The following is a 15,056-nucleotide window of genomic DNA, read 5'->3' on the forward strand; positions in this document are numbered from 1 at the left end:
GCCGATGTCCATTCCCCTGCCCCGCAACCGCGCGATCGCGGACCGCTTCGGCGACACGCCCCCACCGCTGGCCGACGCCGCGTCAGGGGCGCGAATGCCGGTGCCCGGCCTGGTGTGGGCGTTCCGGATCGACGCTGCAGGCGTCGCGCAGCCGTTGCCGCAGGAGGCGCCGTTCGTGTTCGAACCCGACGGCTGGTACTGGCTGCACTTCAATCTGGCCGACTCGCGCGCCCAGCTCTGGCTATCGGAACTCGTGCTGCCGCCACCGGCGCGGGCGCTATTGCAATCGAAGGACACCTATCAGCAGCTCCACAGCGTCGACGGCTGCGTCTACGGCGTGATCGCCGACCTGATGCGCGATATCGCCGACGCCACCGAGGACACCGGGTTCCTGCGTTTCGTGATGGCGGAGCGGTTGCTGATCACCGGTCGCTATCAGGCCCTGTGCGCGGTGGAAACTGCGCGGCGGGCGCTGGAGCGCGGCCTCCGGGTCGATCATTGCGCGGCGTTGTTCGAGGTGATCGTTCACAATGTCGCCGATGCGATGGAGAGCATCACCGACAATGTCGGCGAAACGCTGGACCGGATCGAGGACAAACTGCTGTCCGAAGACACCGACGATTTGCGCCAGGGACTCGGCCGGCTGCGCCGCACCTGCGTTCGGCTGCATCGTCATCTGTCCGGCCTGCGCGTCGTGCTGCACCGGTTCGATCGTGACGGCGGCGCCGACCTGCCGCCGTCGCTGCGGCCCCACGCCGGCAAGCTGGCGCAGCGGCTCGACGGGCTCGACCGCACCGTGACCGAAATGCGCGAGCGCAGCCGGCTGCTGCAGGAAGAGCTGCACCTGCAGATCGAAGAACAGGGCAACAACAGCCTGCGGGTGCTGTCGGTCCTGACCGCGCTTTTGCTGCCGCCGACCCTGGTCACCGGGATGTTCGGGATGAACCTGCACGGCCTGCCGTTCTCCGAAGGCGGCGGCGGCTTCGGCTGGGCGATCCTGATCATGCTGCTGTCGTCGTTCGTCGCCTATGTGGTGATGAAGCGTTTCGGCCTGATCAGGTAGTCCCGGTGTATCTCCCCTTCCGCTCCCCGCCGCGCCTTGCGGCGCTCCGCCGGCCCGCTCGCAGCACGGCTGTGGCCCGATGGCTACGCTGCCGCGAAATCAGCCGGCGTGCTCAGTCCATGACGCCGGCTCTCCGATCGCTGTGATACGGGACCCGGCATTGACGACCAGGACGAACCAACGCGTGCGCCACTCTCTGCTCGTTCCGATCCTCGCAGCCGCCACGGTCTGGGCCGTCCCCGCCGCCGCGGCCGATCTGCCGCGCAAGGCGCCGGCTGCCCCGCGCGCGGTGTTCGACTGGAGCGGCTTCTACATCGGCGCGCATCTCAGCGCGGTCGCCGGCCGCTCCGACTGGAGCGCAGCACCCGCCGGCACCAGCGGCTCGATCGACCTGTTCGATGCGTTTCAGTTGTTCAAAGGCACCGGCAGCTACGTGATGGGGCTGCAGGCCGGCTACAATTGGACGCTGCCGTCGCGCTGGCTGATCGGCATCGAGGCCGACCTCAATTCGCCGAATACGATCGGCGGCACCGCCGGCACCACGCTGCCTTCGGGCATGGTCGGCGGCCACGATCACCAGGTGCTGCTCGGCGGCACCGTGCGTGGCCGGCTCGGCTACGCGTTCGATGGCTGGCTGCCTTACCTCACCGCCGGCTTCGCCTGGAGCTACGACCGGCTGCGCTGGACGCCCGATCCCGCGCTGGTGCAGCAGGAGACCGCGCTGCTGTGGCGACTCGGCTGGGCCGCGGGTGCCGGCGTCGACCTGCCGCTGTCGTCAGCCTGGAGCGCGCGCGTCGAATATCTGGCGACCGGGTTCGGCAACGGCACCGTCGACTTTCCGATCGCCAGCGAGCGCGTCACCTCCGACGTGCTCACCCATGCGTTTCGGCTCGGCCTGAACTACCGGCTCGGCGACGACCTGACCAAATCCGACGTATTCACCAAGGGAATCGACGCACTGGAGCTGGAGCGATTCGCGGTGCACGGCCAGAGCACCTTTACCTGGCAATACGCCCCCGGCTTCCGCTCGCCCTATCTCGGCACCAACAGCCTGAAGCCGAACCAGGCGCGGCAGACCTTCGACGCCACACTCTATGTCGGCGCCAGGCTGTGGGACGGCGCCGAGTTCTGGATCAATCCGGAGATCAACCAGGGCTTCGGTCTCAGCGGCACCTTCGGCGTCGCGGCGTTTCCGAGCGCGGAGTCGTACAAGGTCGGCGCCGACTATCCGTATGCGCGGGTGCCGCGCTATTTCGTCCGGCAGACGCTCGATCTCGGCGGCCCGGTCGAAACCGTGCAGGGCGGGCCCAACCAGTTCGCCGGCAAGCAGTCCGCCGACCGGATCGTGATCACCGCCGGCAAGTTCTCGGTCGCCGACATTTTCGACGTCAACAAATACGCCCACGACCCACGCGTCGACTTCCTCAACTGGGGCCTCGCCGACGCGCTGACCTTCGACTACGCGGCCGACGCCTGGGCCTTCACCTACGGCACCGCGCTGGAATGGTACACCGGCGCCTGGACGGTGCGCGGCGGCGTGTTCGATCTGCCGGTGACGCCGAACAACAGCGACCTCGATCCGACTTTCGGCCAATTCCAGCTGGTCGGCGAGATCGAACATCGCCACGAGCTGTGGGGCCTCGCCGGCAAGGTACTGGTCACCGGCTTCCTCAACCGCGCCCGGCTCGGCAATTTCAACGACGCCGTGCGGCAGGCGCAGGCGGCCGGCACCACGCCGAGCATCGCCGACGTGCGCCGCTACACCTCCAAGACCGGTCTGTCCGCCAGCCTCGAACAGGAGCTCACCGCCGACATCGGAATGTTCGCACGCGCCGGCTTCAGCAGCCCGAATCTCGAGACCAACGCCTTCACCGATTCCGATCGCACGCTGTCGGCCGGGCTGTCGCTGTCGGGGCGGCTGTGGGGCCGCGAGGGCGACACGGTCGGGCTCGGCGGCCTGCTCAACCACATCTCGGCGTCGCGGATCGCCTATCTCGACGCCGGCGGCCTGACCGCGATCATCGGCGACGGCCGGCTGCCCAATCCGGGCGACGAGAAAGTGTTCGAAGCCTATTACAGCCTGCCGCTGTATTCCTGGCGGCTGACCGCGGACTATCAGTTCATCGCCAACCCGGCGTTCAACCGCGACCGCGGCCCGGTGCACCTGATCGCCACGCGACTGCGCACGCAGTTTTAGGACCGTTCTGTTTCCGATCGGTTCCGGGGTTGGCGCTCTGCAGCGCTCCCAACAGACAAAACCTCATGGTGAGGAGGCGCGCAGCGCCGTCTCGAACCATGCGCTGCGCGTCACGCCGCGAGCTGGGTTTCCACCAGGCGGACCCAATACGAGGTGCCGTACACGATCGCCTCGTCGTTGAAGTCGTAGGCGGGGTGGTGCAGCCCGGCGCTGTCGCCGTTGCCGATGAACACGAATGCGCCCGGCCGCTTCTCCAGCATGTAGGCGAAATCCTCGGCGCCCATCAGCGGCGGCAGCGGCACCACATTGGCCTCGCCGGCGACATCGCGCGCCACCCGCATCGCCACGTCGGTCTCGGCCAAATGATTGACCAACACCGGATAGCCGCGCTCGTAGGTCAGATCGATCTTGGTGCCGGTCACCTGCGCGACACCGGCGACGACGTCGCGCACCCGCTGCTCGATCATGTCACGCACCGCGGCCGTCATCGTCCGCACCGTGCCCTTCAGCTCGGCGACTTGCGGGATCACGTTGCGGGCGTTGCCGGCGTGGAACTCGCACATCGACACCACCGCGGCTTCGAACGGGTCGACGTTGCGCGACACGATGCCCTGCAGCGCGGTGATCAATTGCGCGCCGGCCAGCACCGGATCGACGCACAGATGCGGCCGCGCGGCGTGGCCGCCATGGCCTTCGATGCGAATGTCGATCGCGTCGGTCGCCGCCATCACCGGGCCCGGGCTGATCGCGAACGCGCCGACCGGAATGCCGGGGCCGTTGTGCATGCCGTAGACCTGCTCGATACCGAACCGCTCCATCAGCCCGTCGTCGATCATCGCCGCGGCGCCCGCGCCGCCCTCCTCGGCTGGCTGGAAGATCACCACCGCGTCGCCGGCGAAGTTGCGGGTCTCGGCGAGATAGCGCGCGGCGCCGAGCAACATCGCGGTGTGGCCGTCGTGGCCGCAGGCGTGCATCTTGCCCGGCACCTTGGAGGCGTAAGGCAGCCCGGTCGCCTCCATGATCGGCAGCGCGTCCATGTCGGCGCGCAATCCAATGGTGCGGATCTCGCCGCCGTTGGCAGGCCTGGCGCCGCGGATCACGCCGACCACGCCGGTGCGGCCGAGCCCGGTGACGACCTCGTCGCAGCCGAATTCGCGCAGCCGCTCGGCGACGAACGCCGCGGTGCCGTCGACGTCGTACATCAGCTCCGGCTGCTGATGCAGCGTGCGGCGCCAAGCGGCGATGTCGGGCTGCAAATCGGCGACGCGGTTGATCACGGGCATGAGGCGGTGGGGCTCCAGTTATCGAAGCGAGCAGGCTAACCGCCCCGTCCCGCTCCGGCAACTGTACAGCGCCGCCCCGCGGCGCTAAGCCTCTGCCCAACCATAAACGCACGGGCGGACTCGATGACGGCACGGATCGAAGGCGAATTCGACACCATCGTGGTGGGCGCAGGCACCGCAGGTTGCATCGTCGCCAACCGCCTCTCCGCCGATCCGAGCCGGAAGGTGCTGCTGCTGGAGGCCGGCGGCCGCGACAACTGGATCTGGTTTCACATTCCCGTCGGCTATCTGTTCGCGATCGGCAATCCGCGCTCCGACTGGATGTTCAAGACCGAGCCCGAGCCCGGACTCAACGGCCGCTCGCTGGCCTATCCGCGCGGCAAGGTGATCGGCGGCTCGTCAGCGATCAACGCGATGATCTCGATGCGCGGCCAGGCGGCCGATTACGACCATTGGCGCCAGCTCGGCCTTGCCGGCTGGGGCTGGGACGACGTCCGCAAGGTGTTCCGCCGGCTCGAAGACCATTTCCTCGGCGACAGCGAGCATCACGGCGCCGGCGGCGGCTGGCGGATCGAGGCGGCGCGGCTGTCATGGCCGATCCTCGACGCGGTCGCGAACGCGGCCTGCGAGATGGGAATCCCGCGCAGCGCCGACTTCAACACCGGCGACAACGAAGGCGTCGGCTATTTCCACGTCAACCAGAAGCGCGGCCGGCGCTGGTCGTCGGCGCGCGGCTTTCTCAAGCCGGCGCTGCATCGCTCCAACCTGCGGCTCGAAACCAACGTGGTGGTCGACCGGGTGCTGGTCGAGAACGGCCGCGCCGTCGGTGTCCGCTTCCTGCAGAACGGGGTGCCGATCGAAGCCCGCGCCCGCCGCGAGGTGGTGCTGTGCGCCGGCGCGATCGGCTCGGTGCAGGTGCTGCATCGCTCCGGCATCGGCCCGGCCGAATGGCTGCGGCCGCTCGGCATCGAGCCGGTGCTGGACCGTCCCGGCGTCGGCCGCAACCTGCAGGACCATCTGCAGCAACGGGCGATCTACAAGGTGAGCGGCGGCCGCACCCTGAACGAGACCTATCACTCGCTGCCGCGCCGCGCCTGGATGGGGATGGACTACGCGCTACGCCGGCGCGGCCCGCTCACCATGGCGCCGTCGCAGCTCGGCATCTTCACCCGCTCCGACCCGCATCAGGAGCGCGCCAACATCCAGTTCCACGTCCAGCCGCTGTCGCTCGACAAGTTCGGCGATCCGTTGCACCGCTTTCCGGCGATCACCGTCAGCGCCTGCAACCTGCGCCCCACTTCGCGCGGCGAGATCAAGCTGACATCCGCTGAGCTCGACGCTGCGCCGTCGATCGCACCGCATTATCTGCAGACGGACCAGGATCGCCAGGTCGCCGCGGACGCGATCCGCGTCACGCGAAGGCTGATGAAGCAGCAGGCCTTGGCGAGCCATCACCCCGAAGAGTATCTGCCCGGCCCCGCGGTCGGCGACGACGACGCTTCGCTCGCCAAAGCCGCCGGCGACATCGGCACCACGATCTTTCACCCGGTCGGCACCGCCAAGATGGGCCGTGCCGACGATCCGCTCGCCGTCGTCGACGAACGGCTGCGCTTCCACGGGCTCGACGGATTGCGCGTCGTCGACGCCTCGATCATGCCGACGATCACCTCCGGCAACACCAACACCCCGACCGCGATGATCGCCGAGAAGGGCGCGGAGATGATTTTGCAGGATGGGAAGTAAGCGTCGCCCTGCGTCTTGTTCGTGGTCGACTGACCGTCACGCCGTCCAATCTGTTACCATCAACCCCGGCACGCGCTCGAACTCGCGCCGGTTGGCGGTGACGAGAATCGCGCCCCGCGCGCGCGCCTGCGCGGCGATCAGGATATCATAGGGGCCGATCAGTGCGCCCGCCTGGCTGAGCCCGGCGCGGATCTCCGCGGCCTGCGCGGCGTCGGCTGCGTTGAAAGTCACGACGGTTATGCCGGTATCGTCCAGGAAAGCCTCGAGCGCGCGCATGTTCGCTTCCGGCCGCTGGCTATTGTGTGCGCCGAAGCGCAGCTCGAACAGCACAATACTCGAGATCGCGAGCGGACTGTCGGAGGCGCAGGCAGCGGCGAAATTGTCGCGCAGCCGCGGCGATCGCTTGCGCAGCAGATCGACCACGACGTTGGTATCAAGAAACAACATGGCGCCGTCAATCGAACGAAGGCTTGTCGTCGAGGTCCGGTCGCAGGTCGTCGTCTGTCAGATCCGGGAAATCGCGCGCGCCGAGCGCGTCGAGCTTGGCCCAGAACGCCTCGGCGTCGAACGGCTTCCGCTTCAGCGGCTCCAGGATAACTCTGTCGCCCTGCCGCGAGACGCGCACCTCCGAGCCTTCGAAGCGGAATGCCTTGGGCAGGCGCACCGCCTGGCTACGGCCGTGCATGAACAGCTTGGCGGTCGCCGGCGCATCGGGCGCGGACGGCGACGCAGCCCCGGACCTCTTGGCACGATTGGGCATGACCTCGCCTCCAAACTGATATCTACCTTTGATAGATACCACGCAGCCGGGACATCGTCAAAGCACCTGCATCGCCTGCTGCGGCAGCAATCTACGTTCGCGGTCGCTGCGAGCTGCCTTCGGCTCCGCTTTCGACCTCAATGCGAGATCAGCGTCGGGATCGTCACTTTGCCGAGCAAGGTGCGGGTCACGCCGCCGAACAGCAATTCACGCCGCGGCGAGTGGCTGTAGGCACCGAGCACGATCAGGTCGGATTGGTCTTTGGCGGCGTAGCGACGGATCACCTCGGCGATCGGCTCGCCCCTGGACTGCAGCTGCTCGACCCGCGCCGCGACACCGTGGCGGCTGAGATGGTGCGCGATGTCGGCGCCGGGCTCTTGGCCGTGCAGCGGATTGTTGGTCGGATCGACCACGACCACCGAAACCGACTCCGCCGCGCGCAGCACCGGAAGCGAGTCGGTGATCGCGCGCCGCGCTTCGCGGCTCGCATTCCAGGCGAACAGAACTTTGCGTGCGATCGTCCCCTCGGGCCAGCTTGCCGGAACGATCAGCACCGGAACGCCGGTCGAGAGCAGCATCTGCTCCGGCGACCATCCCGCGGGCAGTCCCGCGGACGGATGCCCGACCACCACGAGATCGCTGTGGAGGCAATGCAGCCGCACCAGTTCGCCGACGTCGCCGCCGCGAACAGCGCGATATTCGAACGAGGCGTCGTCGCGCGCAGCCATCGCCTCGAAACTGCGGCCGGCGGCTCGCAGCGCATCGCTTTCAATGAGATTGTGCCGTTCCAGCATCTCGTGGATCGCCGCGCCGCCCTGGATGTTGCTATCGGCGCGATCGTGCTGCCACGCATTCGGGACGATGAAGAGGCCGATCAGATGCGCCTGGTGACGCATCGCCAGACCGGCGGCGTAGCGAACCCGCGCATCGCTGGCTGCGGTCTGGTCGACGAACACGACGATTGTCTTGAGGGCCATTCGCTCACCACTGATCGAAGCCAGTCGCTGCCGGCACTAGTTGCAAGGATAGGTCAGCGCGCGGATGCGGTGTTGCTTCAAGTCAACGCCGACGCCACGCGATCTGAACGCAGCCGTACACTCGGATCGATGAGTTGGTCGCGAGCGGCGCACCAAGCGTCGCTCGGATCTTCACTGCACTAGCCTTCGCCGTGCGCGCCCGAACTACGCGGACTTGCGCACCGCGTTGTCGACAAGGGTCTTGCCGAGCGACCAGATCGCGCCGGGAACCTTGTGGCTATCGGCGATTACCTGATCGAACGACCGTTCGATCCAGGCGCAGTCGTCTTCGGTGATCGTCAGCGGCGGCAGCAGCTTGACGGTGTGCAGGCCGTGGCCCGCGACCTGGGTCAGGACCTTGTGATCCTTGAACAGCGGCACGGTGATGAGCTGGACGAACAGCCCCTTGTTGGCGCTCTCCAGCATCGTCCACGACGCCTTCAGCCGCAGCGATTTCGGCGGACCGAATTCGACGCCGATCATCAGGCCCTTGCCGCGCACTTCCTTGAGCAACTCGTAGCCCGGGACCATCCGCGTCAGCGCCAACCGCAGCTCGGCGCCGCGCTTGGCGGCGGCCTCGACGAGCTTCTCGGCCTTCAGCACTTCGAGCGTGGCAATTCCGGCCGCCATCGCCAGATCGTTCTTGGCGAAGGTCGAGCCGTGCACCACGGCACGGTCCATGCGGTTGAAGATCTTGTCGAAGATCGACTTGCGCGTCAGCACCGCGCCGACCGGAACGTGGCCGCCGGACAGCGCCTTCGACAACAGCACCATGTCGGGCTCGACGTTCCAATGCTCGACCGCAAGAAAGCGTCCGGTGCGGCCCATGCCGGTCTGGATCTCGTCGGCGACGAACAGCGTGCCGTAGCGCTTGCACAGCGCCGCCGCTGCGGGGAGGAACTCGTCGGTGGGCATGTTGACGCCCTTGCCCTGGATCGGCTCGACGATGAAGGCGGCGACCTCACGGGTCGACAGCGCCTTCTCCAGCGCTTCGAGATCGTTGAACGGAATCGTGGTGACGCCCGGCAGCAGCGGGCCGAAACCGCCCTGGAAATTCTGATCGTCCGTGAGCGACAGCGCGCCGTAGGTCAGGCCATGATAGCTGTGGTCGCAGTTGACGATACCGTTGCGCCCCGTCGCGCCGCGCGCGAACTTGATCGCGGCTTCGACGCATTCGGCGCCGGAATTGGCGAAGAATACCTTGTCGAGATACGGCGCCTGCTCCAGCAGCCGCTCGGCCAGGATACCGGCCAGCGTCGACACGTCGAGCTGCACCAGATTGGGCATATCGGCGTCGAGCACGCTCTGCAGCGCCTTGCGCACCACCGGATGATTACGGCCGAGCGCGAACACGCCGAAGCCGCTGAGCAGATCGAGATAGCGGGCACCGTCGCGATCGTAGAGATACTGGCCGGTGCCCTTCTGAAAGCCGACGTCGTAGCCGATGGTTTTGAGAACGCGGACGAGCTGCTCGTTGAGGTGACGCGTGTGCATCGAGCTGCGCTGCGCTTCGCGCGCCGCGAACATCTCGGCGAGGTCTAAATTCGGCTGGTGCATGGGCTACATACGTCGCTTGTTGGAGCTGCCGTCAACACCTAAAGGCCGGCGGCACGTCGCACTGGAGCATTCTTTCCAGAGTTGTGATGCGCGGGAGACAGACCGGTTTCTCGGCCGCTTCCGCATGGGCAAGCCCCCTGCCCCGAGGTTGGTATAGTCCCAACAACCCATGCGGCGCCAGCCCTGTCACCTCGCCTGCGGCAATCCCGCCTTGCTTGCGGGTCTCAGCGCGATCTCATGCTCCGAAACGCAAGGTGCGAAGAAAAAACGCCCCCTCGGTAAAGCCCCTATCCGAGACGCCGGCAGCGCCGACGCCCCGGACAGGGCGACTCACAGATCGGTGTCGCCGCTCTCGTCGATGTGACGCGGCTTGCCCATCAGCGCCGGCTGGAACAGCAGCACGGCGCCCAAGGTGGTCAGCAGCGACAGCGCCAGCAGCTTGCCCATGCTGGCGGTTCCCGGATGGCTGGACAGCCACAGGCTGCCGAACGCGGTGGCGGTGGTCAGGGCGCTGAAGAAGATCGCCCGGGTCAGCGCCGACTGCAGCAGGTTGGTGCGGCCGGCGCGCCAGGCGGTCACGTAATAGATCTTGAACGCAACGCCGACGCCGAGCAGCAGCGGTAAGGCGACGATGTTGGCGAAGTTCAGCGGCAGATCAATCAGCACGCAGATCTCCAGCGTCACCGCGCCCGCAACCAGCAACGGGATCAAGGTCAGCGCCACGTCGGTGATCCGGCGCAGGGTGATCCACAGCAGGATCGAGATCGACAGCAGCGCCCACAGCCCGGCCTGGACGAACGACGCCACGATGGTGTCGCCCGACTTCAGAATCGACACCGGTCCGCCGGTTGCCAGCGGCTCGGCCTGCAGCACGGCCGCGGCGAATTTGCGCAGGGTGTCGTTGTCGTTGGGATCGCCGCTCGGCAGCACCTCGACGCGGACTTGGCCGTCCTTGGTCTTCCACGACGACACGATGTCCGGCGGCAGATTGTCCAGCGTCACCGGCTGGGCCTTCAGCATGTTGCGGAGCAGCTCGAAGTCGATCAGCAGCGGACGCACGAACACGTCCTGCGCCTTTTCGCGGGTCGACTGATCGGCCTCGGCGAGCTTGGTCAGCGCGGCGGCGAGCCGGCGCGAGGCATCGGCCCCGGTACCACCCGCCTCACCGGCGGCGCGGCGCAGCGCGTCGGCCGAGCTCTTCAGCGAAGCGATGTTATCCTGATCCGACGGCGGCGGATCGACCTGCTCGGGATTGAGCGCCGGCTCCAGCACCTTGGCGCCGGCCTGGATCAGCTTCAGCTTCTCCGGCTGATCCGGCGGCACGAAGGTGTCGAGCGAGATCGTCCGCGACACTTCCGGCAGCTTGCTCAGCTTGGCTTCGACCTCGCGCGCCGCCTGTTCCGACGGGGCCAGCACGTTGACGGCGTTAGCACCGGTATTCGGATCCTTGCGCAGATCCAGGAAGGTCGCGATCGACTCGACCTTCGGGCTGCGCAAATTGATCGGGTTGAAGTCGAACTGCATGAAGTAGAGCAGCGGCAGGCCGGCGATCGCGACGCCGAGGGTGCCCGCGATCACGCCGATGCGGTGTTTTTCCAGGAAGTGGTCGACCGGCGCCAGGAACGCATAGCCCAGCGGTTCCTTCTCGCCGGGCGGGTTCAGCAGCTTGATCAGCGCGGGCAGCACCGTGATGCTGGTGAAGAACGCGATCGCCATGCCGGCGCCGGCGATCTCGCCCAGTTCCGAAATGCCCCTGTAGGAGGTCGGCAGGAACGACAGGAAGCCGGCGGTGGTCGACATTGCCGCCAGCGACAGCGGCACCGCCGAATACTCGGCTGCCTGCACCAGCGCCTGCTGCAGATCCCCGGTCTTGTGGCGTTCCGATCGATAACGGACGCTGAACTGGATGCCGAAATCGACGCCGAGGCCGACGAACAGCACCGCAAACGCGATCGACAGCAGGTTCAGCGAATCCACCAGCATCAGGCCGACCGCCGTGGTGATCGACAGGCCGATCACCAGATTGGTCGCCACCGCGAAGATGATCTTGGAGGAATGCAGCGCCATCCACAGGATCAGCAGCACCACCAGCACCGTGCCGATGCCGTTGACGACGGCGCCGTCCTTGACGGTGGCGAACTCCTCGTTGGCGATCGGCACCGGACCGGTCAGCCGCACCCGGGCGCCCAGTTCCTGCTCGAGCTTAAGATCGACCGCCGCCTTGCGGATCGCGTCGGTGGCGTCCTTGCCGGGTTCCAGCGCCTTGAAGTCGAGGATCGGCTTGACCTCGATGAAGGCGCGCCGGTCGGCGTCGGTCAGCGGTTCCGGATTGACCAAACCGCGCCAGGAGAAGAACGCCGGCTTCTTGCCGAGCACGTCTTCGACCGTCGCGGCGACGGCATTGAAGGGTTTCGCGGTGGCGTCCAGGGTCAGTTCGCCCCGTTTGAGGCCGACCAGACCGGTTTCCAGCGCCGCCGTCAGGCCGCGGATCGACGGATCGCCGGCCATGATCTCGATCAGCGGAACCGCCTGCTGGAACTGGCCGGTGGCCTTGGCGACCTCGTCCTTGGGCAGGAACAACAGCCCGTTGCGGTCGAAGAACGGACCGCCACCGAGCCGCTTCACCGACTCGAAGTTTTTGTTATTCTTGGATAATTCAGCGGTCAGCTGAGCCGCCGCGGCATTCGCGAATTCCGGCGTCGGCGCCTCGACCACCGCCAGGATCAATCTTTCCTGATCGAACGCCTTCTCGAACGCGATATCACGTTTGCGCCAGTCGAGATCAGGCGAGATCAAATGGTTGATGTCGGTGTTGATCCCGAAATGTTGGTAAGTATAGAAACCGGCCGCGATCGCGAGAAATACGCCGATCAGCACAGTAAAAGCCGCAAACCTGGTGCTGGCCTTGACAATGGAGACGATGGCACTCTTCAGCACATTTACACTTTCTATTGCTGCCGGCTGGCATAAAATACGCCCGCTCCGCTGGGTTCCGAGTCGATCGAACTGTTTTTGATGGTTCTGCGACCAAGGACTGGACAAAACAGCCGAAAACAAGCCGGCGGAGATGTGTTCGCGGAAGTAATCTCACCAGGCAGGATTGCCAAGGGCGTTTTGCATCGCGTGTTGCAATACGCCGATAAGTCCCTTGCGCCCCTTGCGGTTGCGGGTGTCCTCATACCAGCTAGATCATGCTAGGGGAATGCGACGTGCTGCCAGGAGACCGAAAGATCATGAGCGTGGTGCCCCTTGTCTGAAGTCCGCCCTCTCGAAGTATTTCTTGCCCAACCCCGTGGCTTCTGTGCCGGCGTCGTGCGCGCGATCGAGATCGTCGAGCGCGCGCTGGAGAAGTACGGCCCGCCGGTCTATGTGCGGCACGAGATCGTGCACAACAAATATGTGGTGGAGAGCCTGAAGGCGAAGGGCGCGATCTTCGTCGAGGAGCTGTCGGAAGTTCCGCCAGATGCGGTTACCGTCTTCAGCGCTCACGGTGTCGCGCGCAGCATCGAAGAAGAGGCGGCGACCCGCGGCCTGCCGGTGCTCAACGCCACCTGCCCGCTGGTCACCAAGGTCCACAACCAGGGTAAGCGCTATACCTCGAAGGGGCGCACCCTGATCCTGATCGGCCACGCCGGCCATCCCGAGGTCGAGGGCACGATGGGCCAGGTTCCCGGCCCGGTGCTGCTGGTTCAGAATCTGGAAGACGTCGCGTCGCTGACGCTGCCGCCGGACACCCCGGTGGCCTACATCACCCAGACCACGCTGAGCGTCGACGACACCAAGGACATCATCGCCGCACTTTCGGAGAAATTCCACAATATCGAGGGGCCTGACACCCGCGACATCTGCTATGCCACGCAAAATCGGCAATCGGCGGTGCGGCAGATGAGCAAGCTGGTCGACCTGATCCTGGTGGTGGGTGCCAACAACAGCTCGAACTCCAACCGGCTCCGGGAAATCGGCACCGAGGCCGGAATCGCGAGCTATCTGATCGCCGACGGCAGCGAGCTGAACCCGGAATGGCTCGACGGCAAGCGCGCGGTCGGCATCACCGCCGGCGCCTCTGCGCCGGAGGTGCTGGTCGACGACGTGATCGAAGCGCTGCGCCGGATCGTTCCGGTCACCGTTTCGGTGCTGCCCGGCCGGGAGGAAAACATCGAATTCGTTCTGCCTGCGGAACTGGCGACCACCTGATCCGCACCAACCGACGTGCCGTGAAAGAGAAGATTTCGTAATGGCTATACCGTTTCACAAGGAACTGGTGATCGGCGGCTACCTGCTGAAGCAGAAGCTGCTTGGGCGGAAGCGTTATCCGCTTGTCCTGATGCTGGAGCCGCTGTTCCGCTGCAATCTGGCCTGCGCAGGCTGCGGCAAGATCGATTATCCCGACGCCATCCTCAACCGCCGGATGACCGCACAGGAGTGCTGGGACGCCGCCGAGGAATGCGGCGCGCCGATGGTCGCGATCCCGGGCGGCGAGCCGCTGATCCACAAGGAGATCGGCGAGATCGTGCGCGGCCTGGTGGCGCGGAAGAAATTCGTGTCGCTGTGTACCAACGCGCTGCTGCTCGAGAAGAAGCTCGATCTGTTCGAGCCCTCGCCCTATCTGTTCTTCTCGGTGCATCTCGACGGCCTGAAGGAACATCACGACCGCGCGGTGTCGCAGAAGGGCGTGTTCGACCGCGCCGTCTCGGCGATCAAGGCGGCGAAGGCACGCGGCTTCACCGTCAACGTCAACGCCACGATCTTCGACAACTATCCGGCCGACGAGCTGGCCGACTTCCTCGACTTCACCGAGGAGCTCGGCGTCGGCGTGTCGATCTCGCCGGGCTACGCCTATGAGCGCGCGCCCGATCAGGCCCACTTCCTCAACCGCACCAACACCAAGGAACTGTTCCGGCAGGTGTTCGCACGCGGCAAGGGCAAGAAGTGGAACCTGATGCATTCCAGCCTGTTCCTGGACTTCCTGGCCGGCAACCAGTCGTTCGAATGCACTCCGTGGGGCATGCCGGCACGCAACATCTTCGGCTGGCAGAAGCCGTGCTACCTGCTCGGCGAAGGCTACACCAAGACCTTCAAGGAGCTGATGGAGACCACCGACTGGGATTCCTACGGCACCGGCAAGTACGAGAAGTGCGCCGACTGCATGGCGCATTGCGGCTACGAACCAACCGCGGCGATGGCGTCGCTGAACAATCCGCTGAAGGCCGCCTGGGTGGCGCTGCGCGGGATCAAGACCTCGGGGCCGATGGCGCCGGAGATCGACCTGTCGAAGCAGCGCCCGGCCCAGTACGTGTTCTCGGAGCAGGTCCAGAAGACGCTGACGGAGCTCCGCCGCGACGAAGCCGCCGAGGCCGAGAAGCGCCAGAAGGCCTCCACCGCGGCCTGATCCGGCCCCCTGGCTCACAGATCAAAAGCGCGGCCGGCGGGTCGCGCT

General features: G+C 66.2%; 11 protein-coding genes. 5 read left to right on the plus strand and 6 right to left on the minus strand.

The window, feature by feature from the left end; translation table 11 throughout:
- Positions 1–4 precede the first annotated feature (4 nt).
- Both DNX69_RS22505 and DNX69_RS22510 read left to right on the plus strand, forming a co-directional pair.
- Positions 5–1,063 carry a transporter gene (locus tag DNX69_RS22505; RefSeq protein ID WP_110788246.1) on the plus strand — a complete coding sequence of 353 codons (1,059 nt, stop codon included), beginning with the start codon at positions 5–7 and terminating at the stop codon, positions 1,061–1,063.
- A 79-nt stretch (positions 1,064–1,142) separates the two neighbouring features.
- On the plus strand, positions 1,143–3,260 hold the full coding sequence (locus DNX69_RS22510) for a carbohydrate porin (RefSeq protein WP_425327320.1): 2,118 nt from the start codon (positions 1,143–1,145) through the stop codon (positions 3,258–3,260).
- 110 nt (positions 3,261–3,370) lie between these two features.
- On the opposite strand, the gene DNX69_RS22515 is transcribed toward DNX69_RS22510, so the two are convergent.
- Positions 3,371–4,543 (minus strand): M20 aminoacylase family protein, encoded by a 1,173-nt coding sequence (locus DNX69_RS22515; protein WP_110788248.1) that lies wholly within the window; start codon positions 4,541–4,543, stop codon positions 3,371–3,373.
- 123 nt (positions 4,544–4,666) lie between these two features.
- On the opposite strand from DNX69_RS22515, the gene DNX69_RS22520 reads away from it, so the two are divergent.
- Complete coding sequence (locus DNX69_RS22520) at positions 4,667–6,286, plus strand: GMC family oxidoreductase (RefSeq protein WP_110788249.1); 1,620 nt, start codon at positions 4,667–4,669, stop codon at positions 6,284–6,286.
- Positions 6,287–6,322: 36 nt separating this feature from the next.
- Here DNX69_RS22520 and DNX69_RS22525 read toward each other — a convergent pair whose 3' ends face one another.
- The 5 genes from DNX69_RS22525 to DNX69_RS22545 form a co-directional block, all read right to left on the minus strand.
- Positions 6,323–6,733: a type II toxin-antitoxin system VapC family toxin gene (locus tag DNX69_RS22525; protein WP_110788250.1), complete on the minus strand. Its 411-nt coding sequence runs from the start codon at positions 6,731–6,733 to the stop codon at positions 6,323–6,325.
- Between the two features lie 7 nt (positions 6,734–6,740).
- A complete protein-coding gene (locus tag DNX69_RS22530) occupies positions 6,741–7,046 on the minus strand; it encodes an antitoxin (RefSeq protein ID WP_110788251.1) in 306 nt (101 codons plus the stop codon).
- Positions 7,047–7,183: 137 nt separating this feature from the next.
- Positions 7,184–8,023 (minus strand): universal stress protein, encoded by an 840-nt coding sequence (locus DNX69_RS22535; protein WP_110788252.1) that lies wholly within the window; start codon positions 8,021–8,023, stop codon positions 7,184–7,186.
- A gap of 204 nt (positions 8,024–8,227) precedes the next feature.
- Entirely contained in the window at positions 8,228–9,619 is a 1,392-nt protein-coding gene (hpnO, locus tag DNX69_RS22540; protein WP_110788253.1) for an aminobacteriohopanetriol synthase HpnO, read from the minus strand.
- Positions 9,620–9,949: 330 nt separating this feature from the next.
- Complete coding sequence (locus DNX69_RS22545) at positions 9,950–12,556, minus strand: MMPL family transporter (RefSeq protein ID WP_110788254.1); 2,607 nt, start codon at positions 12,554–12,556, stop codon at positions 9,950–9,952.
- Between the two features lie 312 nt (positions 12,557–12,868).
- Here DNX69_RS22545 and ispH point away from each other — a divergent pair, with 312 nt between their 5' ends.
- Together ispH and hpnH are read left to right on the plus strand one after the other, a co-directional pair.
- Complete coding sequence (gene ispH / locus DNX69_RS22550; RefSeq protein WP_110788255.1) at positions 12,869–13,813, plus strand: 4-hydroxy-3-methylbut-2-enyl diphosphate reductase; 945 nt, start codon at positions 12,869–12,871, stop codon at positions 13,811–13,813.
- Positions 13,814–13,853: 40 nt separating this feature from the next.
- A complete protein-coding gene (gene hpnH, locus DNX69_RS22555; protein ID WP_110788256.1) occupies positions 13,854–15,008 on the plus strand; it encodes an adenosyl-hopene transferase HpnH in 1,155 nt (384 codons plus the stop codon).
- The last annotated feature ends 48 nt before the right edge of the window (positions 15,009–15,056 follow it).

Source organism: Rhodopseudomonas palustris, from assembly GCF_003226555.1.
Lineage (GTDB): Bacteria > Pseudomonadota > Alphaproteobacteria > Rhizobiales > Xanthobacteraceae > Rhodopseudomonas > Rhodopseudomonas palustris_I.

What these genes read in the sequence shown, in the direction of transcription:
- DNX69_RS22535 (WP_110788252.1), bottom strand. Translation starts at nt 8,023, where the DNA reads ATGGCCCTCAAGACAATCGTCGTGTTCGTCGACCAGACCGCAGCCAGC.
- DNX69_RS22520 (WP_110788249.1), top strand. Translation starts at nt 4,667, where the DNA reads ATGACGGCACGGATCGAAGGCGAATTCGACACCATCGTGGTGGGCGCA.
- DNX69_RS22510 (WP_425327320.1), top strand. Translation starts at nt 1,143, where the DNA reads ATGGCTACGCTGCCGCGAAATCAGCCGGCGTGCTCAGTCCATGACGCC.
- DNX69_RS22525 (WP_110788250.1), bottom strand. Translation starts at nt 6,733, where the DNA reads ATGTTGTTTCTTGATACCAACGTCGTGGTCGATCTGCTGCGCAAGCGA.
- DNX69_RS22515 (WP_110788248.1), bottom strand. Translation starts at nt 4,543, where the DNA reads ATGCCCGTGATCAACCGCGTCGCCGATTTGCAGCCCGACATCGCCGCT.
- DNX69_RS22505 (WP_110788246.1), top strand. Translation starts at nt 5, where the DNA reads ATGTCCATTCCCCTGCCCCGCAACCGCGCGATCGCGGACCGCTTCGGC.
- DNX69_RS22530 (WP_110788251.1), bottom strand. Translation starts at nt 7,046, where the DNA reads ATGCCCAATCGTGCCAAGAGGTCCGGGGCTGCGTCGCCGTCCGCGCCC.
- hpnO (WP_110788253.1), bottom strand. Translation starts at nt 9,619, where the DNA reads ATGCACCAGCCGAATTTAGACCTCGCCGAGATGTTCGCGGCGCGCGAA.
- hpnH (WP_110788256.1), top strand. Translation starts at nt 13,854, where the DNA reads ATGGCTATACCGTTTCACAAGGAACTGGTGATCGGCGGCTACCTGCTG.